The sequence below is a fragment of the Streptomyces sp. NBC_00076 genome, from assembly GCF_045041235.1.
In the GTDB taxonomy this organism is placed as follows: Bacteria; Actinomycetota; Actinomycetes; order Streptomycetales; family Streptomycetaceae; genus Streptomyces.
On sequence record NZ_CP108242.1, the window covers coordinates 3397540 to 3423006 of the forward strand.

Below are 25467 nucleotides of genomic sequence, written 5' to 3' on the forward strand. Positions count from 1 at the left end.
GTGGCGGGGCCGGGCAGCGGTCGAGATCAGTGGGTGCGCAGGCCGCCGTGGGCCTTGGCGCGGCGGAGGAAGGCGATCCAGAGCCGCCATGTCGGGTCACCCATGGGTACTTCGGTGATGGCCACTCTCGGGTGGGCCTCGTAGGCAGTGAGGGCCGCGGTGATCTCGGTGACCGTCACGAGGGAACCGTCGTTGTACTCGAGCTTGTACCTGGGTATGCCTGTGGGCTTGGGCTCTGCGGCGTCCATGACGGCGCGGTACGCGCACGTGTACTCGGCGATGCGGTTGGTGGTGTTCAGGTCGTGCTTGACGCCGGGCTCAAGGTCCCTGTCCGTCAGCCCGTAGGCGGAGGGCAGCGGGATGGACGGGTAGGGCAGCTCGGCGAGCATCCCGAAGTGGCTCATCGTGTCCAACGCGCGCAGCCTTGGGGCCACCTCGAAGCGGAAGTGGTTCTCCTCCCCTTCGGCACGTCTGCCGTTGGGGGTCTGGATGTAGATGTCGTATCCCACGGGGTGTTCTCCAAGAGGTCTGCGACTGCCCGGCCCGACGTCGGACCGGGCAGCGCGGTCAAGGGCGGCCGGCGTGGCAGTGGTGGGCTTCGCCGCAGGTCATGAGCGCGGGGCCCGCATGCGGGCCTCCCACCGGAGTTCTTCGATGACGATCACGGTGAAGCCGGCGCCGACTCCGAGGGCGAACGCGAGGAGCGCGTGCATCACCGTCACCTCGCCACCACCTCGTAGCGAGCCGGGCAGGGCGGCAGGAGCTGCATGCAGACGACCAACACGGCGTGGGCGTCGTTGGTCGCGAGCGCGTTGTCCAGTGCGGCCCGGACCCGGGCTCGTTGGTCGTCGTCCTGCGGGTGGGCGATGATGCAGGCGCAGCGCCCCTTGCCCGTCTCCTCTGCCGTGTTCGACGGGACGGCTTCGGTGCGCGGCATCAGACGATCGCCTGCCCGGCGTGGGCAAGGTAGACGGTGGCGACCTCGCCGTTCAGCTCCCACACGGTGAGCGGCCAGTCCGTGCCGCCCTGCGCGTGGACACACGTCCAGCCCTTCTCCACCAGCTCGTGCGTGGCGTAGCCGTACTCCTTGATGGCCGCCTCGCGGTCGTTGAACGGGCCCTGGAGCAGCTTGGTCAACGGCTGGTGCTGCGCCGTCACGGCTTGCAGCTGGACGGAGACCAGGTCGATGACGCGAGGCGCGAGGCGCCGCTCGGTGACGAAGGACGTGATGGCCTGGATGAGCGGGACGACGTTGTTTCCGTGCTCCGACTGGTCTCCGCTGTCGGTGGAGTCGTAGACCAGCTCGTCGACGGTCGGGGTGTCGTCGTGAACGCGCTTGACGTGGAAGCCCTCCAGCGCGCCCGGGTCGATGGGCAGATCCTCGACCGAGGAGATCCACAGATGCGAGCCGTCGGTGAGCTCGGCGGTGATGGCGAACATGTTCCCGGACTCGACGTTGGTCACGAGCGGGATGCGCCGCAGCGCGGTGATGACCGGCTCGTACGCGTTCCACACGGTCCGCCACAGCGGGTCGTCGGTGTTGTTGTGCACGGGCATCGGGGCCATCGGCGCCAGTTCGTTGCTCACAGTTCCTTCTCCAAGAGGTCGTGTGCAGATCAACAGTACAGAGTTGGTATCTACTTCAGGGCAGATTGATGCACGCGGACACACTCACCGCATGCGGGCAACGAACACCAGGCGGGGGGCCTTGCGCCGCTCCTCTCGCACCTGCCGGGCGAGGGCGGTCCGGACTTCCAGCTCGTCGGCCCGCTGGTGGGCGACCTCGGCAATGTCCAGCGCCTGATGGGCGAGGTCGCGGGTCTGCATGAGTGCTTGGTGGTTCTCGCGGTGGTCGAGGTGGATCTCCGCGCCGCCGATGTCGTTGAGGAGTTCGCCGACGATCTCGTCACGCACCGGCTTGGCGTGCCCGAGCCCGCCGAGATTGCGTTCACACTCGACCAAATCCTTCAGGTCGGCGATCTGGATGAGCATGTCGCCGACCCCTTTGGGGTCTTGACGGTAGAGGTCGGCGAGGCGGTGGATCTGCTCGCGGGCGGCACTGCTGCTGTCGAGCATGAGCGTGCCCTTGTGTCCGCGACGAAGAATGGGCAGGTAGTTCATGTCGCCCTCCCGGTCGAGAGGAGGCTTCTCCCCCTCTTTGTAGTTCTATTCTATATGCATTATCGTGGATTTCCGCATTTCCTGGTGAAATTCCCTTTCGGGAGCCTAAGTTTTTCGCTGACTGTCGCCCTTCCGCGCCCGCACGGCCTCGCGCGCAGCTCTGCGCGCCTCTTCGGTCGCCTCCGGGTGCTCCTCAACCCGCCGGCGGCGTCTGGCGGCGTCCCCATGCCACTCATCCCAGAAGCGCCCGTGGGCCCGCTGTTCCTCCTCCTTGGCCTCCTCCTGCTCCCTCTGGCGTCCCGCGCGCGGGTTGGTGCCGCAGCCACGACAGGAGGCGGCGGGGCGTCCTCTGTGCTTCGCGCAGCCTCTTGGCGGCTCACCGCGCTGCAGGGCGGAGTCGTCTGGTGGAGCGGACGCGGGCTCCCCCGCGGCGTCAGCCGTGGGGGTAGGGGGTGAAGGAAGGACAGAGGAAGAACCAGGAAAGGAAGGGGTTCCATTTCTGGAACCCAGTGGGTTCCCCGCGTGGAACTCACCGGGTTCCACCGGTGGAACCCGGGCGTCCTCCCCATCTGGGTTCCGCCCGTGGAACCCAGGCCCCTCCCCCGGGTTCCCCGCGTGGAACCCAGCCTCGACCTGCGGCGATTCGGTCTTCTCTCGGCGAGCGGCCTCGCGGTCTTCGACGTCCTGATAGGTCATCGCAGGCTTTGCGGGGGCCGAACGCGTGACGCCGGGGCGGGCCTTGTTGGCGTTCTTCGGGGCTGCCTTGCGGGCCTCCAGGCGCTCCTTGAGCTCCGGCGTGGTCGGCGTGGGCGGTACCCCGAGGGGGAAGACCCGGTAGACCGCCGCGCGTCCCGCTTTGCCGGTCTCCACCCGCTCGACAAGCCCTTTGGCTATCAGCTCCGTGACGACGGTGATGGCGCGTTTGTCGGTCACACCGACCCAGGCCGCGAGGCGGGTAAGGCCGGGGCGCGCGAGGCGCGTCTCGTCGTCGGCGCTGTCCGCGATCTTCATGAGGGCGAGTTTCTGGCTCTGGCTGAGCACGTCAGGCGGCAAGTAGGCCGCAGCGATCATCAGTTGGATGGACACGATTCCCCTTGGGCGGTACAGGCACAGCGGCAGGACGGGGTGCCCCGCCCGGTCGTTCCCGGGCGGGGCTGAGACTCATGGGGTCGGGTCAGGCCGGCGCGATGTTGATGACCGCGGGCGTCTTCCTGCCGGTCTTCCGCCGAGGGATCGCCAGTCCTGCATCCTTGAGGTTCTTGACCATGCGGTTGACGTCCGGCGCCATCGGGACCGGGATTCCTGCGACCTCATGCAGGTCGACCATCGCCTCCACGTCGTCCTTCTCCTCGTCGTTGCCTCCGCGCCAGGACAGCCTGTTGGGGCCGTAGATCCCCTCCGGGGACTGGTCGAGCTTCTTGCGTGCGAACTTCTTTACCCTGTCGCCCTCGCTGGCGAGTTCGTGTCCCTTCACGTAGTCGATGAGCGCCCGTTCGCGGTCGGCGTCGTTGCGGATGAGCGCGGTCTGCTCGGGCACGCCCGGAGCTGTCCCGGGCCAGCACAGGGAGCGGAACGGGCAGTAGTCGCAGATGGCGTCCAAACCGGGCCCGTTGAAGTCGCGGGGCATCTCCTCCGGGCTGCCGGTCTCGCGCACACGTTCCACCCACCACTGGGCCTCGGCCGCGCGCTGGGGGTCGAAGTCGATCTCCTGGACGTGTTCCGCGCCGGAGTCCCGGTTGATGAAGCGGAAGCGGATACGAGCGATGTTCAGTGGCCCCAGGCGGGACAGATATCGCTGGCCGGGCACGTCCTCGAACCCGACCTCGAACAGCGCGCCCGCGTACAACTGGACCTGTCTCAGCTCGGCGGCCGTGGCCCCGTAGCGGAGAACGCGGTCCCACAGATACGTGGACTTGGTTTTCACGTCCTCTACGGTGACAACGTCGGCGGGTATCGCTGGTCTGTGGCGAGCGGGCAGGCGAGCGGCGGTCGCCGCGTCGAGCTGGACGACGTCGATGTGCCCTCGGATCAGGTCATCCTGGACGCTGCGTTCAACCAGCCATCCGTACTCCGTGCGTGCCGACTCCAGCAGCCCGTGGTGGATGAACGTCCCGAGGATCGCCGCTCGCTTGTCGGGATGATCGGTCGGAGTGACGCCGTGCAGGATGTAGGCAGCCCGTCGGCCACACACGGTGTCAGACGCTCCGAGCTGGGTCTGACGAGAGCGAGGGCGGCGGGCGTCCACGTCGTGCGCGGCATCCCAGATGGATGGCGCGATGCCGTCGACGGTGGCTACGGACATGGGGAGGTTCTCCAAGAGGTCAGCGTGGGCGGTCACTGCTCGGCGTCCGCGTCCTGCTCAGCGGCCTTGCGCTGGGCGGCCGCGCGGAGCTTGTCGGCGTCGGACAGCGGGCCATCCCCCATCTCCCGTCGCGGGCTGTCGAGTTCGGCCGCACGCTGCTCGGCGGCAGCCCGGACGGTGAGGATCTCGTCGTGGCTAAGGCGGTTCACCGGATCCGGGACGGCACGCCACAGCGCCTCGAGCTGCTTCCTGTCCGTGAGCCCGGCGACGCGGGCGAGCCAGGGCTGCACAAGGTCGCCGACGAGCGCGGGCATGATGCGCGGCTGGGACTGGACGGAGCAGCCCAGCCGGTTGAAGACCAGGTCCTCGATGGTGAAGTCCCGAAGCGTCAGCGGCTTCCGCTGATCGACACGCATCCGCAGTGACCGGACTTTTATGACCTGCGGGTCGGCGTTGCGCGTCATGCGCACCCAGCACGACGAATCGAAGCCCAGGTCCTTCTGGGCCGACACCTTCCACTCGCTCTTGTTCTGGATCGGCTGACCGTTGTCATCCGTCGCGCTTACCTGCTTGCCGCGGGCCAGCACGATGGCTATCCCAGGCAGTGTGCGCAACAGGTAGACGATCCTGTTCCACCGCTCCGTGGCGTCGTTCCACAGGTTCCGCCCGATGTCGTACGCCGCGTCCGGGTCCTCCTGCAGCAGCGCCCGGTTCTTCCTCGTCCGGCGGCCACGCTCGTACGTCCAGTTGGTGAGCATCCGCCACAGGGCCGATCCCGAGTCGATGGTCAGGACGACCGGAGGCTCCCCCGCAGCTGCCGCGCGCCGGGCCTCGGCATGCACGGCTTCCACCTGTTCAAGGATGTCTCGGTACGTGCCGTCGTGGTCAATGACCTCGTAGTCGGCGCCCTCGATGGCCGCGTACTCGTCCGCCGACCCTTCGTCGAGGTCGATCCAGTACATCTGCCCGATGCGGTCGCTACTGGAGAACTCGGCGGCCGCGTAGCTCTTGCCGGCGCCCTCCTCGCCCTCGATGAGCAGGAGAGGCCATGGGACGATCCCCGTCGGCTTGCGGGTCTTGAGTTTGACGGCGGGCGGCTTTGCGGTGCCCGCTGGTGCGTTCACGATCTGGCTCCAAGAGGTCGTGGTCAGTCCGTGCGCAGGGCCCGGACTTCGAAGAGGGCTGTCCACTCCGGGTGTTCGGCCAGCAGGAGCCGTACGTACCGGGAGCGGTAGTCGTTGTTCAGCGCGAACTCGTCGCCTCGGGTCGCCGCGCCGTACTGGTAGCGCAGGAGCTCGAAGAGCATCCCGATACCGATGCGGCCGAACCCCTTCTCCGCGCAGTCGGCGGTCATCCGGGTCAGCGCCCTGAGGACCCAGGGGTTGAGCACGTGGAACGCCTCAAATCGCTGCTGGATGGTCAGGCTGCCGACATCGGCGGGGTGGCGAACGGGCTGGATGGTGCTGAACAACGGCGGCTGTTCGATCAGCAAGACTCCTCCCCAGACATGGATCCTTAACATTGGAGTGTTGGAATCTATCTTTGGGTAGAGAGATTGTCGATCGACAGCGCGGCCGAGCACCCCTCTGGCGGCCCCCTGGATTGCTGCACGATCCCCCTAAGTCGACGTAGCGCACCCTCTCGAATGCGCTTCTATTCTATATGCAACCAGAGGTTGAATCAAGACGCTCAAGCCTCTGACCTGGGGCTATTTGGCGACTTTGCTCGCCGCCTTGCCTCGCGGCACGATCCTGGATCCGGGCCCGTTGTAACTGCCCTCACGCAGGGCGGCCAAGACCTCGCCGTCGATCGCCCAGTCCACCGCACGCGCACCCGCCTGTAGCGCGGGGGCATCTGCAACGACCGGCTCCAGGAGCCAGATCGGCGATCCGGACAAGCTGTAGTCGGCGGGCCGGAACCGGCCCGTGCTGATCGCCTTGCGTAGGAGCTCCCCGGACGGCAATTGGAACAGGGCCACCAACTCGGCCTGACCTACCAGCGGGGGGAGTTGCTCAACCTCCCTCACCCAGTAGCCCGGGGCCTGCTCCTTGATCAGCCGCTCAAGCTCGGTCTGATTGAGGTTCTTCGGGCGCGGGGTCGTCTCTCCGAAGCCCTTCACGAACTGGAGGAGCCAGTACGGCGATCCACTGATGATCTTGGCGTAGCGGTAGTCGAGGGTGTGATCCCGGCTGATCCACTGGCTGACCTGGAGCCGCCTCACGTCGTACAGCGCGGCGAACTCAGCTCCGCCGGCCAGGTACGGCTTCCTTCCCGCCGACGCCTTGCCCTCTGTCACTCCATCGCCTCCAGCTCACGTCTCGTTTGCATATAGATCGTAACCAGCGTGGAAGCAGAGTCCGCACCTCCCGAGAGGCGATAGGGTGGAGTCTCCAAGAGGTCGAAGACCCCCGTCGCGAGACGGGGGTCTTCTTCCATGCTGGGCTCTCGAGCTGCTCGACGTCACCTCATCGTGGGTCAGGTGCGCGGCAGGGTGAGCGACGTGCTCTCGTACTTCGGCGGACGGGCGCAGCCGAGCAGCCAGCCGAACCGAGGCGACAGGTGCTCCTCGGCGAGCCGGAAGACGCCGTAGTAGGAGAAGGTGGCGACCGGGGTCAGGACTCCCGTGACGGCCGTGGCGTCGAGATCGAGTCCGTGGCGGAGGGCCACCGCGACGAGCCAGCCGACCGCGGCCGGGACTCCAGTGCGCAGCAGCGAAGCGTAGACGTTCATGGGATGTGCTCCTTGGACTGGTGAGAGAGATCAGGCGAAGAGACGGCGCCAGGTCTCCGGGCCGGGGTAGCCGTCGGCATCGGAGCCGGTCCACTTCTGGGCATGCTGGAAGTCGGCGACGTTGAGGCGGTCCGCCTCACCCCAGTCGCGGGACGGGCCGACGCGGTAATGCTTGCCGTAGCCCTTGCGCACAAGCTGCTGGCCCAGCGAGAGAATCGAGGCGTTCGACTTGCCGGGGCCGAAGGCGGTGCGGCCGGGGAACGCCGGCGGGCCCGGATTGGGCGTCGTCGGCGTTGTGGTCGGCCACTTCGGCATAGGGCCCGGGTCGGTGTGCTGGTTCTCGGGCGTCTGGCCGTGGCCGTAGTGCCCGCCCTCCGCCTCCCAGGTGCGCTCGCTGCGGTTCGCCTTCCAGGCCGGGGCGCCCATGGGCCAGGTGTCCGGCACCCCCCAACTCCGAGCCCAGGCAAGGATCTTGTCGAGACCCTTGGCCGGAGTGTCCCGGACGGTCGCGTACGACTTCCCGTCCACGCGGCAGTACGGGAAGAACAACGTCTCGACTTGGATACACACCTTCCCGGTGCGGTTGGTACGAGTGCCGCCTGCGAGGTCGACGACCGACTTGGCCCGGCTGTTCGCCGGATAGAACTGGGCGGTCCTGCCAGTGAAGGGATCCCAGAGCAGGTGCGGCGCGACTCCCTTGCCGCCGCCGGTGAAGTACTGCACGAGCTTGTCGAATGACACGAGATCAGCCGGCTTGGCTGCGCTGGCGTTCTTGTCCCACGTGATGTGCCAGATGACGCGTGGGTCGTACTGCGTGTCGGTGGGTGCGGTGTCGCTGAGCGGGTGCCGCTCGGCTCCAGGCAGCCAGAGATCAGGCATGGCGCGTTCCTAGTTCTCCCCCGCGCCTGCTGTTCTGAGCCTACAGTCCGAGCTTGCCGGTCACGATCGCGACGATCACTCCCACGACCACGGGGGCGGCCAAGGCAGTGAGGGCCAATCGGCGTACGCTGCGGGCCTCTTGACGCTCCGTGTCGCGCTCTCGCTTCATGGCCGTGACGTCTTCCTCGACGGCCTTGATCCTGAGCTCGTCCGTGCGCCGATCGGCCGCGTATTGGACCTGTGTCACCATCTCGGCGAGCCTCGCGCCGAGTGCGGCGAAGTCAGCGCGCAGGTCGTCGCGCATCTGCTGCATGGCCCGCAGCAGTTCCCATGGTGTGGGGTCCTGGCCCTGAGGCTCGGTCACGGCGTCGTCCTCCATCGGGGCCCCGCGCCGTGTTCTCAGTCTAGGCCGTCTGTGCCCCAGGGATCTTTGTGCGATAGAACGGAAGCCCAAGCGCCCTATCTGGTGGGCGTGTTCGCCTGGAGGAGTTGCGCGTGGGATTGCCGCCGGACCTGAAGGTCATAGCCGAGGGCATGATCAAGGCGTCCATGGGCATGGTGGACACGGTCATGGTCGGCACCCGGGACACCGCTATCGCGCTCTTCCACGAGCTGGACCGGCAGCATGGCATGGCCGGGGACGACGAGGCCGGGCAGGCGTTCGCGAAGGTGTACAAGTCGGCGGCGGCCACGACACTCGACAAAATGGGCTTCAGCGCCTACGTGATGGGCGAGACCGGCAAGGGGCTGATGCGCAACGTCCGCGAGTTCATGGCTCACGAGAGCCGTGTCGCCTCCGCCATCCTCAACAAGCAGGTGGACCTGACCGCGGGTATGGGCGATCCCGGGGCGGACTGCACCGAGAGCTTCCTCGGCCTGGGCCAGGAGCTTCCGGAGGTCGTCGGTGACACCGCCTGGTACGACCAGTACGCGCCCGGCGGCATGAGCGACCGCTTCCGGGGTTCACCGGAGAAACTGCGCGATGTCGCCGTGTCCTGGCGTGCCGGCGGGAAGATGATGCTGCGCTTCTTGGAGGACGCCCAGGCGTATGCGCACACCGCAGACAAGGCGCATTCGGGCGAGGCCGCAGACGCGTTCCGCAGCTACTTCAAGGGATTCGTCGGCTTCGCGCACCCGCCGGATCAGGCCCAGCAGGACGAGACCTTGGTGGGTAATCTCGTGGCCGCGTGCCAGCAGCTTGCCAAGGCGTGCGACCGGTACGCCGACCATGTAGAGGACGCGAAGAAGAAGATCGAACAGGACAAGCTGGATCCATTCCACATCGATGCGCCGTGGGGTTCGCCGATCTTCGGCGGCAACGGGAACGACGGCGGGCTTCTCGACGCGGTCCTCGACGATCCCTGGATCCACCGGCTCGGCGATGTCGCTCACGCTCTCGACGCGTCCGAGCAGCGCGTCAAGCTCCCTGGCGGTTCGGATGACCGACCGGGGCTTCCTGGGCTGCCTCTGTTCCCGGTGCCAGTACCTGTGCCCGTGCCGCTCGTCCTCGCCTCGTCCCGCGGTCAGGCTCCCGGCATCGTGCAGATGAGCAACAGAGTCGACCCGTCCATCCCCGGTCAGGACCCCATCCCGCCCGAGCCCGGCGCCACCCGCCTCCTCAGCTCCGGCGAGCAGCCGCAGTTCCGGACGTGGCTGAACTCGCTCAACACCGGCGGCTTCGCCGGTGGCGGAGGCCCCGGCAACCCCGACAACGCCTACCAACTGCGCGTGGCCGGGTATCCGGAGCGCGAGTTGCCGCTCGTAGGTCGCAAGCGGGGTCTCATGGTGGACGGAATTCGTCCGGCCGACGGTTACCTGGTCGAGGCAAAGCACGTCCGTGACCCCGACTGCGAGAAGCGCAGCTTCCGCAGCATCGAGCGGGTCAACGAGACCCTCGCTAAGCCGGTGAAAGTGGATGCCAAGGGCAACCCGAAGTTTGATCCGCTCATCGACGGCATGTACCGCGGTGACGAGGCAGAGCTTCGCAGGTACAAGAGTGCGATGGCCAACCCGGCGAACTCCGAGATCCGCGGGCTTGAGATCGTGACCAACGGCAAGGACGGCGCACCGTACTGGGAGTCGATGATGGCCATGAACGGCGTCACCGGCACCGCGCGGTACGTACCCTGAGATCGAGGGACTTCTGTGGCAGTCGAGCACAACATCAGGTCGAACTTCGTCTTCGCTCCGCCCGAGGACAACCCGGGCGCGTGGCAGGCGTCTCTGGAGACGTTCAAGGATGCGCTGGAGAGGGCGTTTCCGGACCCGTTCCTGGACATGAACACGTCCTCGCTGCGCGACGCTCCGGTCCTGGACTTCGAGATCGAGGTGGCGCCAGAAGTCTTTGTAACGGGTACCGCCGCCATGCCCGCTCCGGACTACGCGCACATCAGCCTCGTCGATGTGACCGCTGACGAGGCGGCACTGTTCGCCCAGTGGCTCCGCGATTCCTTTGTGCCTTCACCGGTCAGCGTGCGTTTCCTCAGCAGCTTCGTCATGGAAAACGGCGACGAGACCCCCTGGCCCCTGCCGGCGACAGGCGACGCCGCGGCGATCGAGGCCGTGATGCGCGATCACCTGGCAGCGGCTGGCGCCGAGTAGGGCAGCGCAGTCAGACTTCAGACACCTGGTGGCTGACACCGCAATGGTGATCCGTCAGTACCGGCTGGCGACGGCCCTCCCTCACGGCGTTCTCCTAGAGGAACCATGGCCGGTGCACCTTCGCTGCCTTGAACCCGTGGCTTTCTTCACGGTTGTTGGTTCTGGCTCAGGTTTTGTGGCGGGTGACGCTCTGTCATTGCTCGACATCGAACATCGGGATGGACAGTGATGGCGGAGCAAGGAGTGTGCGAAGGCGGTTGAGGTCGGCTCGCCACTGCTTCCAGTCTTCCGGATCGACCCAGTTCGAGGCCGGTCCAGCCTCGTCGCTGATGATGCGAGCGAGGGCGTTGTCCGCGAGCGTCCGGAGATCGTCAGGGAAGGCGGGCATGGGTTCTCCAGGGCCGTAAGGTGTGTTGATTGGGCCGCCGCCAGGGCATTGCGCCGCAATCAGTGCGGCTGCCGCCACTGCTTCTTCTCCTTCGGTGAGCCAGCCGGTGGCGTCGACGGTGCGCGTGAGGACGCCACGGATCAGTGGTTCGCGTTTCTCGGGTTTGGCGTCGTCGAGAGCGTTGGCGAAGTCCGCGGCCGTGTCGTTGTCGAAGGGGCCAGTGTCCCAGGTGCCCATGTTGATCTCCTCGTGTAGTTGCGCCGGGATCTTCGCATCAGCCGCTGACATTGCGATCACTGTGCGAGCAGTACGCGCTTCCGCAGAAGGGCGAAGCCAGCACGCCCGAACATCTGACGCTTGAGCATCTTGATCCGGTTGACATGCCCCTCGACCGCGCCCGAGCTCCAAGGCAGGGTGAGTCCAGCGGTGACGGCGTTGAGGTCGCGGTCGATGCCGGCGGCGAGGGTGTGGAGGCTGGGCAGGTCGTCCTGCCGGACAGCGTCGAGCCAGGCTGGCAGGTGTTCGCCCTGGCGCTGGGTGAGCATTCCCGCGAAGGAGCGGACGTGTCGGGTGAGGGCGTCGAGCTCAGGACACTGGGTGCGGACGGTCTTGAGCTGGAGTTGTTCGGGCTCGGTGAGGGTCTCCGGGCGGCTGAGGATCCATCTGGAAACCGTTCGGGGCGACGGTGGCCGGGCGGTCACCGGTCGCGGTGAGGTGCGCTTCTTGTGCAGGTAGGCACGGACGCGCTGGTAGCTGCCTTTGTAGCCGAGCGGCACGATCTCCTCCCACAGCTTCCAGGCGTTGGTGCAACCCTCGTTCCACCGGTCGTCCAGGTAGGGCTTGTAGTCATCGAGGACCGAAGGCCGGTTCTGCCACTGGCCGGTGAACAGTTCCTCCGGGACCGCGGCCTCGGCGAGTTGCTTGACGGTCCGCCAGGTCATGCCGAGCTGACGCTGGATCGAGCGGCGACTGTGCCCGGCCTCCAGCAGTGCGTGGACAGCGGCGTGCCGGGCCCTGGTGCGGTCGGCGAACCGGTGGCCGGTCGGCCAGGGTGAGCCGGGCGGCTCCTCTTCTGGGGCGGGTTCCGGCTCGGGTTCGGGGGCGGCGGGGACCAGAGCTCGCAGGCAGCGACGGTGCTGGGCGACGGCCCGTTCGGCGGCTTCGCTCAGGTTGTGCCAGAGGTGCCACCGGTCCGCGACCTGGACAGCCTGCGGGGCGCCGACGGAGGCGCCTTCGGCGAAGAAGGGCGCTCGATCTCGGCAGATGACCTCAACGCCTGGCCGTTCGGCCAGCCAGGCCGCCAGGCTGGATGCCTCCCGGTCCGGCAGCAGGTCGATGGGGCGGCGCGTTTCGATGTCGACCAGGACGGTGCCATAGTGGCGGCCCTTGCGGGTGGCGTACTCGTCGACGCCGACCACACGCGGGGCGGCCACCTCGGGCTCGGGAAGAGCGTCAACCAGCCGAAGCACCGTGCTACGGCTGACGGACACCCCGAGAACGCGGGCGATGCGGGCCCCGGCCCGGCCCGCGAGGGCCAGACCGACCGAGGCCAGGGTGGAGCGCAGCCGTTCGGTCCGCTGGCCGTGTCGGCGTGTCAGGCCGGGTATCTGCTCGACGAAGGTACGGCGTGTGCAGCCCAAATTCCCGCAGGCGAACCGACGGACCCTCAGCTGGAGGACAACGCTTCGGCCACCGCTCGGAACATCAGCGGGAAACCGCAGGTAGGAACCATGAACACGGTTCGACCAGACTCCGCAGACCGGGCACACGGCGCCATCCGCGATGCATTGCGCATCAACGCGCACTTTCTTGATACTCACGTCCACCGACAGCACCGCGACGTCCGCGATCGACGGGAACAACAACTCCTTCAGCCGGAGTGCGACCTCTTCCACGGTCCCGAACTGTCGGCCCGACTGCCCTGTCCACGGACCAGTTTCGGGCGACTTCGCGTACGACTCGAAGAGGCTCGACTGCTACTCAGCGTGGCCGCGTCACAGAAGTTGAGCCAGAACCCGATTTTTGAAGTCACCAGGGTTCTTGCCAGGGCAGCCTCGGGATGCACGGTGCGCGGGCCCGCCGTGGGTCTGTGCAGGGAGGGCAAGGGGAGAGCCATGGCCAATGAGCTGAAGTACGGGGACGCGGTCAGCCTCGAGAACGGCTACTCGAACTGGACGGGCGGCTTTCTGGACGTCACCGCAGGCGCGCAGCCCGGTGCTGCTTTCGCGGTCCAGACGGCCTCGACCGCCCAGCGCAGCGGTCTCAGTGGCACTTGGAAGATCGCCTCGGCGAGCGGCAAGGCAGACGGAACAACCGTGACATCGGGAGACCTCGTCCACCTGGTGAACCAGTACGGCAACACGTCCTACCTCGACGTGAACGGCGTCCCGGGCGCCGCCTCCACCGGCGAAAAGTACAGCGTCCACACGTCGGCGACGCCAAACCGTGTGGGCACCAGTGGCGAGTGGTTCCTCTTCGCCGAGACCTCCTCGCCCCAAGACGGCGCCATCCGCGTCGGCGACGGGGTGCACATCCTGAGCAACTACAACAATGCCAGCGGAGGCTGGCTGGACATCAGCGGCGGCGGCGCGCCTGGTGGGAACGGCCTGCACACCGCCTTCACCAGCTACTACGCCAACCGCCAGAGCGGCTCCGGAGCCTGGCGCTTCGCCCAGGCATAGTCAGCCGTCGCACGCATGAGCGCCCTGCTCTCTGTTTGAGATGCTGTTGGCGATACCGGGACTGCGCTCTGTTCCACTGGCCATCGCGTGGAACAGAGCGCAGGCAGAACGAAGAGGGGCTACAAGGGGCGGACCATTTCTGCTTGCGGGCCCTTCTGCCCCTGGGTGACCTCGAACTCCACCCGCTGGTTCTCTTCCAAGCTTTTGTAACCGTTGGTCTGGATGGCTGAGAAGTGAACGTACACGTCCGCGCCGCCATCGTCCTGACTGATGAAGCCATACCCCTTGTCAGCGTTGAACCACTTCACAGTGCCTGTTGCCATCGGTCCCAGTCCTTCATTCGATGCCACGGCGCGATCTTGACGCCCCGGCCGCAGCCCAACAGAGCAGACTCCGGCACTTGATCATTTCCTTCCGCCGCGTGGAAATCCGCGATCCTCCCTGCACCTCACTCATGGGGATGAACCTCGCCGCGTCACGGCCCTCCGTGAGGTGGGACCGGGCCGGCCAACGGGTAGGCAATTCGCCAACGGCATCTGCTCGAGGGAGCGGGGTCCGTCACGGGCTCAGCCGAGCAGCGCCCCGTTACTGGTTCGCAGATCGGTGATCGGTTGTCCGCACCGCCCGCACTGCCCCCGGTACATGGGCGGCGCGGGGTTCTCGAAGTAGGTGCCCTCGAAGGGGAGGCCCTCGGCTGGACAGCCGCGCGTGCGGCAGATCGCGGTGAGTGTCGCGGACGGCAGGTCGGCGATCTCCGTGGGGTAGGGGTAGTTCATGTCGGTCAGCTCCCGATGATGAGGTACCAAACGCCGGTGGTGGTCGTGTTCGTACGGTTCACCCAGATCGTGAGGCCGCTCGCGGTCACGTTGGAGGCGGTGCACTCCACTACCGAGCCGGGGACGGAGGAACTGGCGGTCACGAAGGCGCGGAAGGTGGTGCCCGCGACACTCAGCCCGCTGACGGTGACGGATGTGGGCGTGTTCGCTGCGGGGTGGATCGTCGCAGTGCCGGTCACGATGTTCGGGGTCCGCAGGACACCGTCGGTGAACGTCATCTCGCGGGTGCCGCCGTACAAGGTGATCCCGGCGCCCCTGATGACCATGGAGTGGTAGCCGCCGCCCGCGTTGCTGCCGCGCGAGCCGTAGAGCGTGACCGTCGAGTCGTCGTTAGGGCCGCCGTTTTGAGCGGTGACGTGCGCGTGGCCGTCGAGCTGGTCGGAGGGCTCCAGTCGTACGAGACCCTTGCCGTTCACCTCCGGGGACCGCAGAGTGACGTCCGCCCTGCTACTGGCCACCAGGGGCGACTCCAGTACGACTTCGGGCTGCACCCAGGTACCCATGTCGACGACGGATGCGCGGACCCGCCCCGGTGACCTCTCCGACGAGGAGTCCGAGTAGATCTCCAGGGCAGGCTGGAAGTCGGAGGACGGGTTGAGGACGAGTCGCCTGCCCGTCGCTGCCGTGCGTACGGTCGCACCGGTAACGACCTTGCCGTTGATGGCGTCAGCGTCAAGCTTGTCCGCAGTGATCGCCCCGGCCCTGATGTGGGTGGCCTCGATCGAACCTGCGGCGATCTTCGTTGCCGTGATCGCGTTGACGGCGATCTTGTCGGCGGTCACCGACAGCGCGCTCAGCTTGTCCGTGGTGACGGCCAGTGCCGCGATCTTCTCGGCGGTCACAGCCAAGGACACGAGCTTGTCGGTGGTGACCGCTCCGGCGAGGAGCTTGGGCGCGGTGATGGCGCCGTCGGCGATCTGTACCCCTGGCACCAAGGGCCGAACGACTGCGTTGTCCCACAGCACCTCTCCAGCGGTCGACTGATACGACTCCACCCAGACCGAGGCCGTGGTGGTGTTCGCCGGCGCCGTGATCGTCGCGGCGGCGCGCTGCCAGGTGCCGCGGTTGGGGGTGTCGATCTGGGCGACACCGAAGCCGATGGTGGCACCCGTGCCGTCCAGCCACCGGGCGTAGAACTTCAGCGCCTGCCCCGCCCAGTCGGTGGACGCCCTGGCCTCAATGGCGAGGTAGAGCTGATCGCCACTCAGGACCGGAAGGCTGGTGAGGTTGAGGGAGCGTGTGGTGGCGGTCGCGGCTGCGGCATCGACGCGCAGGGCCTTCGCGGAGCCGTTGCCTCCGGAAACGACGGACCATTCGTTCTTGGCGATCGCCGCGGTGTAGGCGCCCTCGAACGACGGGTCGCTGAGCGCGTTGGTGCCGCCCGCGACAACCAGCTTGTCGGTGGAGATCGACGCGGCAGCGATCTCGGATGCCGTGACCGAGTTCGCGGCTATCTCTCTGCCCGTGACGGCGTCGGCTGCGATCTTCCCGGCGATCACCGAGTCGGCGGTGAGCGCGGCCGCGGTGACCGATCCGCTCACCAGGTTGGTGGCGTCGACGACACCAGTCTTGAGTGCCTCGATGGCCACGGCGTCGACCTGCATCACCGCCGTCGAGCCGGAGACGCTGGCCGAGATGTAGTTGAGCCACAAGTAGGGGGTGATGTAGCGGACGGCCTCGTGTACGGCTCCGGGCGAGCGCGGGTCGGTGTTGGTGCCGGCGGAGCCCGAGGCGCCGGTCGCCGCGCGGTCCTTGAGGTAGCCGACGACCGTGACCCAGCCGTCAGTGGTCGACAGTGAGCGTCCCGACGCCGCTATGTAGTAGTGGCTGTTCGGGGAGTTGGAGCCAGTCCGGTTGACCAGGGTGGTCTGGTCTGCACCGACTCCGAGGACGCCGACGTGCACCGAGTCCGGGCCGGAGCCGAGTTGGGCGGTGGCGCGGACGCGTGCGCTGATTCGGTACAGGACGCCGGGCTCGTACGGCACGAGGGTCGTGCCGCGCAGCCGGATGTAGCCCTTGGCCTCGCCGACGGTCTGGCCGGTCGGTGCGTCTGGGACTCCGGTGAGGTGGGCCCAGGTGGCGCCGACGCCCTGGGCGGTGGTCTGCCAGGCAGCGGCCTCGCCCATCGCGTCGACCAGGCGCTGGCTGGTGGCGTCCGCCAGCGCGCCGCCGAGCGCACTAAGGGTCACTGCGCCGTTCGCGAGTTTACCAAGGGTTACGGAGCTGGCGGCAAGCTTTTCGGCGAGCACCGCGCCGTCGGCGAGGGCGGTGGAGTTGACGGCCCCGAGTGCGAGCGCCGCGTCGGTGACCGCGCCGCGGGCCAGTTTGGTTTCGTCGATGATCGCGTTGCCGAGGTCGTCCGGTACGGCCTTGCGGGCCTGGCCCGGTACGGCTGTCGAGGGATCTCCGGCCGTACCGGAGGAGTTGACCGCGATCAGGCGCACCCACACGGTGTCGTAGGTGCCGGTGGCGATGGTGACGCTGCCGCCGACCGCCGTGTGGAACGCGGCCACAGGGCGAGTCGTGTCCGGCTCGGCGTCTGCGGTTGCGGAGATGTGGACCTGGACTTCGGCCAGGTCCAGCGGTGCTGTCTCCGCGTCCGTCCAGGTTCCCGGCCAGGTGATGGTCAGCCCATTCAGGGCTGACTCGACTGTCGGCGCCGTGGGTGTAGGGGGCGGCGGGCCGTTGTGGGCGATGAAGCCGACGGTGCCGTCGTCCTGGAGGCCGAGGCTGCCGCGCAGGGCGCCGTCGCTGTCGTAGACCTCGATCGCGCCGTCCTCGATCGACGAGTACGCCATGCGTGCGGTACGGGTGGTGCGGGTGAGCTGCCGCTCCAGTGCGGCGACGCGGGCGGCCAGGCGGGCGATCTCGCTGCTCACGCCGTTCCTCCCCCGTAGGTGAAGCGGTCCGCGCGCTGCAGCTGGATGACGGCCTGCTCGGGGTCCTCGCCGGAGGCTGGCCGGATCTGCCAGCCGACGATTCGGCACCAGGCGTCGAAGTCGGTCCACTGGTCGTGGACCCGGGCCCGTACGTCGTCACCGATCTGCCAGGAACCGAAGCGGGCCGACGGGTGATCGCGGACGGTGATCTCGGTGACCTCGCCAATGACCTGGCGGGAGATGCGTTCCGTGCGGGCGCGGGCGGCCAGCCGGTCGTTCGCCTTCTCTTCCGGCACCTCGAGCAAGTGCTCCAGCCGCAGCCGCCCGTTACGCACGGCGTCCACGGCGCGGCGCCGGTTTCGGCCCTCGCCGGCGCCGAGGGCGATGACGACCTGGGCGAGGTTGTCGGCGTCGTACTCGACCGGTACGGCCTGGACGATGTTCACGCCGGACTCGAAGTGGATGTCTGTGCGGCGGCGGCCGAGACGTGGCCAACCGATACGGACACGGCCCCGCGGGGTTCCGTTCTGCCAGGCGGCTTCCTCGGTCCACTCGGGGCCACCTTCGACGGCGACCATGTCCTCGATGACGTCGCCGAGCGAGGGGGTGTCCCACCAGTCGATCCGGTAGGGGTCCTCAGGAGTGCCGACCGTGGCCTTCGATGTGGTGTCGTCTACCTGGATGCCGAGTTGGCCGTCTGGCTGTTCCTGGCAGTACGCCCACACGTCGTGGATGACCTTGCAGGGGTCGGCGTAGGTGTAGGGGCCGCGTCCGTTGAGCTGGCCGTGGAGGTCGTAGCGCCGGTATGGGTAGGAGCCCCAGCCGGAGGCCTCGATGTGCAGCTGCTGGCCCTCAGGGTCGGCTCGCCAAATCAGGCCGCCCCACAGCAGTCGTCCGTCCCGCTCGGCGTAGATCTTGGTGTTGCCGGGGTCGAGCTGGGAGCGGACCAGATGGGCCAGGCGGGGTTCCACGGCTCCGGTGAGGCTTCCGGTCGCGGACAGTGCGGGCCCGAACTCGACGCCGGTCAGCGGCAGATCCCAGGCCAGGACCTTGTTGGTCAGCGCGTCGGTGGTGAGGTAGCGGTACGACGGCGACGCCATCGGGCGCGTCCTTGCTCTCCCCCGCGCCGTGGTGGGCTTGTGGTGGTGCGCGTCGTGTTAGAGGACACCTTCGGTGAATTCGACGTCGGCGATGATCGATGTCGAACCGTCGACCGACAGATCACCGGTCTCGGCCTTGGACATGTAGGTCTGCAGCGACAGCGTCTGGGTGGTGCCGCGCTGCACCCAACTGATGGTGATGTTGTCGGCGATGACGACGGTTTGGCGGCGGACGACGGATCCCTGGTTGTCGTCGATGACCGTGTTCTCGCCGAGGTCGGAGCCGAGCTTCGTCTGCATGGTGGCGAATACGTTGGCTCGGGCCATCCGGAGCCCGGCGATGGTGACGACAACCTTGGCCGAGACGGCCCAGGCCGGGATCGGGACCGCCCAGCTCGCCGCAGCCGGCCAGTTCCGCCATTTGTTGTCCTGGTACTTCAGCTCGCTCAGGGCGGACGGGTAGGCGGTGTAGAGCTTTCGGTCGCGCCGCGGGTTCGCGATCTGCCGCAGATCCGTGATCATGGCGTTGGTGATCGTGGCCGTATTCGCCGGGAGGTTGAGTCGGGCCAGCGGGATCGCCGTCATGCCGGACGGCACCGTCTTCGTCGAGGCGGAGACGCCGGACACCACATGGAAGTAGCCGATGTCGTCGGCGGCGGGATTTCGGTTTCCTTCGTACTCCGGGTCCTCGACGCGCAGGCAGATCAGGTCAGATCGAGCCGAGGAGCCCGTGGGAGCGATTGGCACGATGGCGTCGCCCACGTTGTACTGGGTGTAGGAGCCCTGGCCCCAGGCCGCCCCTCCCACCACGGCCGAGCCGTCGCCGACACGCACGCCGGCGCCGGGGGTGGCCCACTCTCTGACCTTCAGGTCGTTTCCTTCGGTCACGCCGGAGTTCCCGGACGCGAGGTCGCGGATCATCATCCGGAAGGCGCGCGCGGGGTGGGTGCCGCCGTGGGTCAGCATGGGCGGCTGGATCAGTGCCATCTACTGGTGCTCTCCTTATAGGGCTGTGTAGGCGTCGCGCCAGGACACCGTGAGACGGGTGGAGTTGGTGTAGTCCGCGCCGGTCCACCGGACTTCGCTGGTCCGACGGGGCGGGATCTGAAAGAGGTCCAGGCGAGATTCGGCAGACAGGGCGTACGCGGCGTTGCCGCCGTTGCGCAGCACCCAGCGTGTCCCGGGGCGGGTGTCGATCTGAAGGATGTCGCTCTCGCCCAGCGTCAGCGCGAGGTTGAGGACACGGCCGGTCTCCGTGATCCAGATGCGGGGATTCACGACCGGGCCCTTGATCGTCAAGGAGGGCCAGGCAGCCAAGTCACCGGCGTTGGTGACCCAGCCGGGCCGCTCCTGAGGATTTGCCACACCGGTCGTGATCGGTGCGGTCACAGGAGCGGTGAAGCCTTCCTCGTCGTTGTCGCGGGCGAGGGGCAACGTGGTCTGCTGCTCGTTGTCGTCGTGCCACTCGGGCGCGGTCGCGGTGAACTCCAGGGTGATCGGGATCCAGCCGTAGATGGCCTGCGCCATGGACACGGCCTCGACTCGGCGGACCCTGCCGTAGAGCCGTTTGGCGCTGGTACGGCCCGGCCACCAGAGCCGCAGGGTCTGCAGGGCGCCCGCGCTCTTCCGGGTTGCCGGGTCGGCGGCGGCCTGGTCGAGTGCGGCGAGCGCGTCGACGGCGGCCTGCGGGTCGCCCGGTGTGCGGATGCCGGCCTCAATCGTCACCATGCGAGGGCTGTAGTAGTCCACCCCTGGGAACGAGCCGTCGTCCGTAGGCAACTCGACGTCCTGGGCGCGGACTTCGGGTGTCCCCAGCCCGGTGATCTCGCTGACCGGGTACGGCGTGCCGGGGCCCATGAGGACGCCCGCGAAGTCGACCTGCCACTGCTGGGTGAACGTCGCCATCAGATACGGCCTCCTCGCTGGGCGTTCCGCAGCCGCCGCATGATCTCCGTGCCGACCCGGTCAGCTGCCTTGGCGTCGGCACCGCCGTTGACGGTCACGGGCATGGATCCGACGAGCGCTGTGGGCCGCTCCTCGCGGATGACGACGACTTGGACCGGGGCGGGCCGGGCGTCGACGAGTCGTACGAGTCCGCTGTCGCCCGCCGGAGTGAGCTGGTAGCCGAACCTGCTGGCCACGTCCGCCAGGACGGCCGTCGCCGATCGGCGCTTGTTCATCCCGAGCGGCAAGTACGCCTCCCCTCCGGTGGAGGGCTCGGCGAAGCGGATGATCCCGTTGTCGGTGGCGTACAAGCCGGCGCGAATACCGCCGTCCTCGTACGCGAGTTGTTTGTTGGCCTTGTCCAGGTCGGACAGGAAGCGCGCGGCCTTTTTCCCAAGCGCGTCCTTGATACGGGCCCGGCCGAGCGTGGCGATCTCGATGATTCGGTCCTCGTCGAGTTCTGTCTTCTCGGCCACGTCGTGGATTCCGGTCTTGTTGGAGGTGACTGCGGAGATGATCGCCACGAGGTCGGGGAGGTCATCGTCGGGGATGGCCTTCGAGGCGGCCCTGGCCTGGGTGTTGGCCTTCTTGGCCTTGCCCGGGGATTTTGCGGCTTCGGCGGCGATGTCCTCCGCGTCCTCGTCTCCCTGCTCCGCGAGCATGGTGGCCAGGTCTCCGTAGCCCATGGCCGCCAGCTTGGAGAGGTTCTTCTCGAACGCGGCCTGGTCCTTGACGGCCTGCTTCAGCTGGGCGGTGTAGTCGGACAGCGTGGCTCGTACGACCACGCCCAACTTCTCCAGGTCGTTGGTCATCTCCTTGACGTACTTGGAGCTGCCGGTCGCCATCTTGTGCGTGAGTTCGACGCCGTCCTCCCCCATGGCCTCCAGGGCGTCTGCAACGTCCTGGCCCGCGCGCCGGGCGACGGTGCCAAGGTCCTTACGCCACCGCTGGGCTCGCCTCACTGCCTTGTCGAGGTTCTTCTCGAAGAGCTTGAGGTCGAAGACCTCGGTCTCCTTGCCGCCCTTCTTCACATTCCGCATGGAGTCCGAGCGGATCGACGAGACCGAGACCAGCTCTGTCGAGCCGGAGGAGCTGTAGGACCAGCCGGTCAGCCCTCCGTCGGCGTACCAGTCAACGCTCTTCCCACCAAGCCGCCGGACGACTTCCTCGGTGATCGCCCGTGAACGGGTTCGCTTGTTATGGGCGAGCGGTATGTACGCCTCGGGGCCTGCCGCCTCTTCGGCCCATACCCGCCACGTTCCTTGCCGCGCGATCTGCGCCACGTGGTTCTCGCGGACACCTCCGCCGGCGTAGAACTCGAGAACGGAGCCGTTGGCTTGCTTGCTCGGCGCCTGGATGAAGTCGGGGACACCGTTGGCGTCGCGGTCCCCGGAGGTGGCCTGCCGTTTGATCAGGAACGGGATGACGATGGGCGGCGGCTGGTTCGTGGACACGTTGACGGTGACCGACTTGGTGCCGGGGATGTTCTGGACCGACAGCCCGATGGCGTCGAGCTGCACCTTGACTGCGGCCATATCGCCGGACAGCAAGGCGGACGTCAGCGCCGTTGCGGCCTCGGTGCCCTTGGTGGCGGCGACCTGCCGGATAAGGTCCAGCGCCCCGGACCATTCGGCGTTCGCGTCCTGTCCGGCCTTGGAGAACGCGGCCACGACCTTCGAGAGTTCGGGTGCCGCGATCGGTACGTCCGCTCCCCAGATGCTCTTCAGGGAGTCCATGGCTCGTTCGGTGTCGCCTGACAGAAGTGCGTCCTGGAAGGCTCCGGCGGCGTCCTTCCCTTTCCTCTTGGCGACCTCTGCGAGGAGGTCCATGCCCCGGCCGAACTCGCTCCGCGCGTCGCCGACGGACTTCTTCACCGCCTTGCGTAGATCGACCATGGCCATCTGCTCGGTGACCTTCTGGAAGGCGGCCGGGTCGTTCCGCTCCGATGCCTTGGCCCACGCGCGGCCGATCTCCTTGCCGTACTTCTCGGTGATCTCGGCGGTCTTCTGCAGGCCGAGCCGGTACGCCTCCGTGGACCGTTCCGCGTCCTCGGTCACGATGTCGCGCAGTTCGTCGGCGACCTTCGTCTTGCCCTTCTTCAGCTGCCCGACGAGTTCGTTGAGCATCGGGGCGGCGTCCACGCCGAGTTCCGCGAAGTGGTCGGCGAGGTCGTCGTAGCCGAACACCGCGAGTTCGGACAGGTTTCCCTGGAAGTCGCGTTGCGCCTGGAGCTGTTTGTGCAGCTCCTTCATGTAGTCGGACAGCTTCACCTTGGCGGTGTCGGCGTCCTTCCCGGCTTTGCGCATCGCCTCGCCCGCGGCGGTCTGTGCGTCCCTGAAGGCTCGGGACGGGTCGACAGCGGCACCGACGGCCTCGGCGAGTGCCTTCATCTCGTCGGTGATCTCGGGCGCACCGGTGCGGTCGATGTCCGCGAGGGAGAACAGGTCGAAGATGCCGCCGCTGGACTTGGCCTGCTGTTTGATCTTCGCCTCGACGATCGCCTTCTGTTGGGCGATCTCGGCTTCTTTCTTGACTGCCTCGGACCACATCTTGTGGCGCTCTTTGAGGGTCTTCTCCGCTTTGGAGTACTGGGTGATGCTCTCGTAATCGCCAGATACATCACCGGCTTTGGCCTTACCGGCGTACTCGTAGGCGTCCTGCTGAAGGCGGTTCTGGAGGATGGCGAGCTTCGCCCCGCCGGAGGTGATCGCGTCGATGGCCTCCGTCGTGCCGATGCCGACCTTCTCAAGGTCCTTCAGTGCGCCGTCAGCGGTGAGCTGGTCGTACAGCTTGTTGATGCTGGCCCCGGTCGTCGTCTCCTCGCGTTCCTGCTGCAAGGCTTGGACCAGCTCATTGGTGGCGTCCTTCGCCTTCTGCTTGGAGGCGGTGTAGGCGGCGTATCCGGCGATGCCGAGGGTGAGGACCGCGGCAAGGCCGGTGACCGCGAGGCTGGTGCCGGCCAGCACGGCGGGCATCACAGCGCCTCCGGCCTGGGTGGCGGCAAGAGCGGTACGGAACGCGGCGATCTGTACGGTGACCTTCGTGTAGGCAGCTCGGAGCAGGAGCAGTCCCGCAACGGACGCGGCGACCATCGCGAGGACGGACTTCATCGGTCCGGGCAGATCCTCGATGGTGCCGACGAAGGTATGGACGGCGGATCCAACGGCCATCAGTACCGGCAGCAGGGCTCGGCCCACATCGATAGCGAGGGCGCGGGCCTGGTTGGAGGCCAGCTGCCACTGACCAGTGACGGTGCCCGTCTGGAGGGCGTACGCCTTCTGCGTGGCTTCGGCGCGCGCCACTTCGTTGGCAATGCCCGCGTAGGTATGGGCATAGTTCTGTCCCCCGGCGGAGGCCAAGGCAAGAGCGGCACGTGTGGCGCGGATGTCCTTCCACATGTTCGAGATGCCCTCGGCGGTGTTTCCCGCCGCCCCGTTGAGCTTGTTGACGACCACGTACAGGCCGTCCTGTTCGACGGCGGAGGCGGCCGACTCGTAGCCCAGGTCCTTGACGGCCTGCTTGAGGTCCTGCGTCGGCTTCATGACGCGGGTGAGGAGCATGTTCAGTGCGGTCACGGCTTCGGCGGCTGGGATGCCGGTGAGAGTGATCGCGGCGAGCGCGGCACTCATGTCGTCGAACTCGACGCCGGCCGCCGCAGCCATCGGTACGACGTCGCCAAGCTGCTGCGCGAGTTCCTCGAAGGAGATGACGCCGTAGTTGACGGTCTGGAACATCACGTCCATGACGTCGCTGGCGTCCGACGCCGACAATCCGTACGCGTTCAGCACTCCAAGCAGCGCGCGCGCTGAGGTCTCCGACGTGGTCAGGCCCGCTGCCGCACCCCGAGCCGCGACTTCGAGGATCTGCATGGCGTCCGCGCCGTCGAAGCCGGACGAGACGATCTGATACAGGCCGTCGGCGAGCTGGTCGGCGGTCTGCGGCAGGCGGGTGGACAGCTCGACGATCTGATCGGTGAAGGCTCCGACGTTCTCGGACGTGATCTGTTGCGAGATCGTCAGCACGTTGGCCATTGCCCGCTCCAGCGAAATCGCCTGAGCCACGCCGACGCCGAGTGCGGCACCGACGAGCAGACCGTTCTTGGCGGTTCGCGCAGCCTGGGCGGTCCGTGCGGCGGCCAACTGGGCCTCAGCCCGAGCGACTTGCTGCGCCTGTCGCTGCGCGTTGCGTGCGGCCGTGGTCTGCGCCTCGTCCCGCATCCGCACTGCGGACACGGCACGGGCCTGGGCCGATGCGGCGAGACCGGTGGCGCGCGTCGCCGTAGCCTGGGCCGCTGCCGCCCGCCGCTGCGCTTCGGCGTGTTCCTGCGCGGCGCGGGCGGCGGCCGACTGAGCGGCAGCGGCGGTACGCGCGGCATTTGCGGCCCCGGCGCCAGCCGTGGCCTGTGCACGCGCGTTCATCGTCTGTGCCAGGGCCTGCGCCCGTGCGGCTCGCGCTCCCGTCGGCGCCACGGCGGCCTGTTCCGCTGCCGCGCGGCGGGCCGCTGTCGCTGCCACCGCTTGCGCACGGCCTGCACGTTCCTGGAGCGCGGTGGTCCGCTGCACAGCTTGGGCCACCTGTGCCTGGGAGCGAACCATCTGCGCCGACGCGGCAGCTTGGGCGCGGGCCAGATTGTCGCTGGCCACGCGTACCTGGTTCAGTCGGGTCGCTGTTCCATCCAACTGACCATCAAAGGCGCGCAGTTGCGCCGCTCCCTGCCGCAGACCGGTAGAGAGCCCGCCGGTTGAGGCGAGCAGGTTCACGTACAGGGTGTAGGCGCCAGCCACGTCAGGATGCCTCTCTGGGCCTCAGCCCGATTTTGAGCCCCCGCGCATCTGGTCCATCAGGAATGTGTTCGCGTTCCATCTCGATGACCTCGCAGCCCACGCAGCGGTGAGGCTCGGCCACGTACGCGAAGCGGTCGCCACCCTGGCTCTCGTCCCACTCGGCGGCCCGTGTCCCGCAGGTCTCGCAGACGCTGCGTTGATACGCCAGGTAGGCCATCGCCT

At 67.5% G+C, this 25467-nt stretch carries 24 protein-coding genes; 3 read left to right on the top strand and 21 right to left on the bottom strand.

Annotation, left to right across the window (positions count from 1 at the left end; genetic code table 11):
* Nucleotides 1-26: 26 nt before the first annotated feature.
* From OHA64_RS15470 to OHA64_RS15525, 12 genes are all read right to left on the bottom strand, one after another.
* Entirely contained in the window at nt 27-509 is a 483-nt protein-coding gene (locus tag OHA64_RS15470) for a hypothetical protein (RefSeq protein WP_405613270.1), read from the bottom strand.
* A 209-nt stretch (nt 510-718) separates the two neighbouring features.
* Nucleotides 719-937 carry a hypothetical protein gene (locus OHA64_RS15475; RefSeq protein WP_405613272.1) on the bottom strand — a complete coding sequence of 73 codons (219 nt, stop codon included), beginning with the start codon at nt 935-937 and terminating at the stop codon, nt 719-721.
* The gene (locus OHA64_RS15480) at nt 937-1587 is read right to left on the bottom strand and encodes a hypothetical protein (RefSeq protein WP_405613274.1); all 651 of its coding nucleotides are present in this window, start codon (nt 1585-1587) and stop codon (nt 937-939) included. Before OHA64_RS15480 ends, OHA64_RS15475 begins: the two co-directional genes overlap by 1 nt.
* An 84-nt stretch (nt 1588-1671) precedes the next feature.
* Nucleotides 1672-2121, bottom strand: a complete 450-nt coding sequence (locus OHA64_RS15485; RefSeq protein ID WP_405613276.1) for a hypothetical protein — start codon at nt 2119-2121, stop codon at nt 1672-1674.
* A 105-nt stretch (nt 2122-2226) separates the two neighbouring features.
* Nucleotides 2227-3207, bottom strand: coding sequence for a helix-turn-helix domain-containing protein (locus OHA64_RS15490; protein ID WP_405613278.1), 981 nt, complete (start codon nt 3205-3207; stop codon nt 2227-2229).
* Between the two features lie 88 nt (nt 3208-3295).
* Nucleotides 3296-4423 (bottom strand): PD-(D/E)XK nuclease family protein, encoded by a 1128-nt coding sequence (locus tag OHA64_RS15495; protein WP_405613280.1) that lies wholly within the window; start codon nt 4421-4423, stop codon nt 3296-3298.
* Between the two features lie 32 nt (nt 4424-4455).
* The gene (locus OHA64_RS15500) at nt 4456-5547 is read right to left on the bottom strand and encodes an AAA family ATPase (RefSeq protein ID WP_405613282.1); all 1092 of its coding nucleotides are present in this window, start codon (nt 5545-5547) and stop codon (nt 4456-4458) included.
* A 23-nt stretch (nt 5548-5570) separates the two neighbouring features.
* The gene (locus OHA64_RS15505; protein WP_405613284.1) at nt 5571-5915 is read right to left on the bottom strand and encodes a hypothetical protein; all 345 of its coding nucleotides are present in this window, start codon (nt 5913-5915) and stop codon (nt 5571-5573) included.
* Between the two features lie 216 nt (nt 5916-6131).
* The gene (locus OHA64_RS15510; protein WP_405613286.1) at nt 6132-6719 is read right to left on the bottom strand and encodes a hypothetical protein; all 588 of its coding nucleotides are present in this window, start codon (nt 6717-6719) and stop codon (nt 6132-6134) included.
* Nucleotides 6720-6898: 179 nt separating this feature from the next.
* The gene (locus OHA64_RS15515) at nt 6899-7153 is read right to left on the bottom strand and encodes a hypothetical protein (protein WP_405613288.1); all 255 of its coding nucleotides are present in this window, start codon (nt 7151-7153) and stop codon (nt 6899-6901) included.
* A gap of 30 nt (nt 7154-7183) precedes the next feature.
* Nucleotides 7184-8032 (bottom strand): peptidoglycan-binding protein, encoded by an 849-nt coding sequence (locus OHA64_RS15520; RefSeq protein WP_405613290.1) that lies wholly within the window; start codon nt 8030-8032, stop codon nt 7184-7186.
* A 40-nt stretch (nt 8033-8072) separates the two neighbouring features.
* Nucleotides 8073-8396: a hypothetical protein gene (locus tag OHA64_RS15525; RefSeq protein WP_405613292.1), complete on the bottom strand. Its 324-nt coding sequence runs from the start codon at nt 8394-8396 to the stop codon at nt 8073-8075.
* 131 nt (nt 8397-8527) lie between these two features.
* On the opposite strand from OHA64_RS15525, the gene OHA64_RS15530 reads away from it, so the two are divergent.
* Entirely contained in the window at nt 8528-10162 is a 1635-nt protein-coding gene (locus OHA64_RS15530) for a restriction endonuclease fold toxin-2 domain-containing protein (RefSeq protein ID WP_405613294.1), read from the top strand.
* A 15-nt stretch (nt 10163-10177) separates the two neighbouring features.
* Nucleotides 10178-10633 (top strand): hypothetical protein, encoded by a 456-nt coding sequence (locus tag OHA64_RS15535; protein ID WP_405613297.1) that lies wholly within the window; start codon nt 10178-10180, stop codon nt 10631-10633.
* Between the two features lie 193 nt (nt 10634-10826).
* Here the strand turns inward: OHA64_RS15535 and OHA64_RS15540 are convergent, their stop codons facing one another.
* Nucleotides 10827-11258, bottom strand: a complete 432-nt coding sequence (locus OHA64_RS15540) for a DUF4259 domain-containing protein (RefSeq protein WP_405623988.1) — start codon at nt 11256-11258, stop codon at nt 10827-10829.
* 56 nt (nt 11259-11314) lie between these two features.
* A complete protein-coding gene (locus OHA64_RS15545; protein ID WP_405613299.1) occupies nt 11315-12916 on the bottom strand; it encodes an ISL3 family transposase in 1602 nt (533 codons plus the stop codon).
* A 219-nt stretch (nt 12917-13135) separates the two neighbouring features.
* Between OHA64_RS15545 and OHA64_RS15550 the strand changes: the two genes are divergently transcribed.
* The gene (locus OHA64_RS15550) at nt 13136-13702 is read left to right on the top strand and encodes a hypothetical protein (RefSeq protein ID WP_405613301.1); all 567 of its coding nucleotides are present in this window, start codon (nt 13136-13138) and stop codon (nt 13700-13702) included.
* Nucleotides 13703-13821: 119 nt separating this feature from the next.
* Here OHA64_RS15550 and OHA64_RS15555 read toward each other — a convergent pair whose 3' ends face one another.
* From OHA64_RS15555 to OHA64_RS15585, 7 genes are all read right to left on the bottom strand, one after another.
* The gene (locus tag OHA64_RS15555; protein WP_405623990.1) at nt 13822-14025 is read right to left on the bottom strand and encodes a cold-shock protein; all 204 of its coding nucleotides are present in this window, start codon (nt 14023-14025) and stop codon (nt 13822-13824) included.
* 243 nt (nt 14026-14268) lie between these two features.
* Nucleotides 14269-14478 (bottom strand): hypothetical protein, encoded by a 210-nt coding sequence (locus OHA64_RS15560; protein WP_405613303.1) that lies wholly within the window; start codon nt 14476-14478, stop codon nt 14269-14271.
* A gap of 5 nt (nt 14479-14483) precedes the next feature.
* Nucleotides 14484-17417: a hypothetical protein gene (locus OHA64_RS15565; RefSeq protein WP_405613305.1), complete on the bottom strand. Its 2934-nt coding sequence runs from the start codon at nt 17415-17417 to the stop codon at nt 14484-14486.
* Complete coding sequence (locus OHA64_RS15570; RefSeq protein WP_405613307.1) at nt 17414-18517, bottom strand: hypothetical protein; 1104 nt, start codon at nt 18515-18517, stop codon at nt 17414-17416. Before OHA64_RS15570 ends, OHA64_RS15565 begins: the two co-directional genes overlap by 4 nt.
* 57 nt (nt 18518-18574) lie before the next feature.
* The gene (locus OHA64_RS15575) at nt 18575-19504 is read right to left on the bottom strand and encodes a hypothetical protein (RefSeq protein ID WP_405613309.1); all 930 of its coding nucleotides are present in this window, start codon (nt 19502-19504) and stop codon (nt 18575-18577) included.
* Between the two features lie 15 nt (nt 19505-19519).
* The gene (locus OHA64_RS15580; protein ID WP_405613311.1) at nt 19520-20422 is read right to left on the bottom strand and encodes a phage distal tail protein; all 903 of its coding nucleotides are present in this window, start codon (nt 20420-20422) and stop codon (nt 19520-19522) included.
* A complete protein-coding gene (locus OHA64_RS15585) occupies nt 20422-25245 on the bottom strand; it encodes a phage tail tape measure protein (protein ID WP_405613313.1) in 4824 nt (1607 codons plus the stop codon). The genes OHA64_RS15580 and OHA64_RS15585 overlap by 1 nt, the downstream gene beginning before the upstream one ends.
* Between the last annotated feature and the right edge of the window lie 222 nt (nt 25246-25467).

Coding starts and splice junctions, on each gene's coding strand:
- OHA64_RS15540 (WP_405623988.1), bottom strand. CDS start 11,258: ATGGGCACCTGGGACACTGGCCCCTTCGACAACGACACGGCCGCGGAC.
- OHA64_RS15555 (WP_405623990.1), bottom strand. CDS start 14,025: ATGGCAACAGGCACTGTGAAGTGGTTCAACGCTGACAAGGGGTATGGC.
- OHA64_RS15580 (WP_405613311.1), bottom strand. CDS start 20,422: ATGGCGACGTTCACCCAGCAGTGGCAGGTCGACTTCGCGGGCGTCCTC.
- OHA64_RS15475 (WP_405613272.1), bottom strand. CDS start 937: ATGCCGCGCACCGAAGCCGTCCCGTCGAACACGGCAGAGGAGACGGGC.
- OHA64_RS15550 (WP_405613301.1), top strand. CDS start 13,136: ATGGCCAATGAGCTGAAGTACGGGGACGCGGTCAGCCTCGAGAACGGC.
- OHA64_RS15575 (WP_405613309.1), bottom strand. CDS start 19,504: ATGGCACTGATCCAGCCGCCCATGCTGACCCACGGCGGCACCCACCCC.
- OHA64_RS15520 (WP_405613290.1), bottom strand. CDS start 8,032: ATGCCTGATCTCTGGCTGCCTGGAGCCGAGCGGCACCCGCTCAGCGAC.
- OHA64_RS15515 (WP_405613288.1), bottom strand. CDS start 7,153: ATGAACGTCTACGCTTCGCTGCTGCGCACTGGAGTCCCGGCCGCGGTC.
- OHA64_RS15495 (WP_405613280.1), bottom strand. CDS start 4,423: ATGTCCGTAGCCACCGTCGACGGCATCGCGCCATCCATCTGGGATGCC.
- OHA64_RS15560 (WP_405613303.1), bottom strand. CDS start 14,478: ATGAACTACCCCTACCCCACGGAGATCGCCGACCTGCCGTCCGCGACA.
- OHA64_RS15485 (WP_405613276.1), bottom strand. CDS start 2,121: ATGAACTACCTGCCCATTCTTCGTCGCGGACACAAGGGCACGCTCATG.
- OHA64_RS15570 (WP_405613307.1), bottom strand. CDS start 18,517: ATGGCGTCGCCGTCGTACCGCTACCTCACCACCGACGCGCTGACCAAC.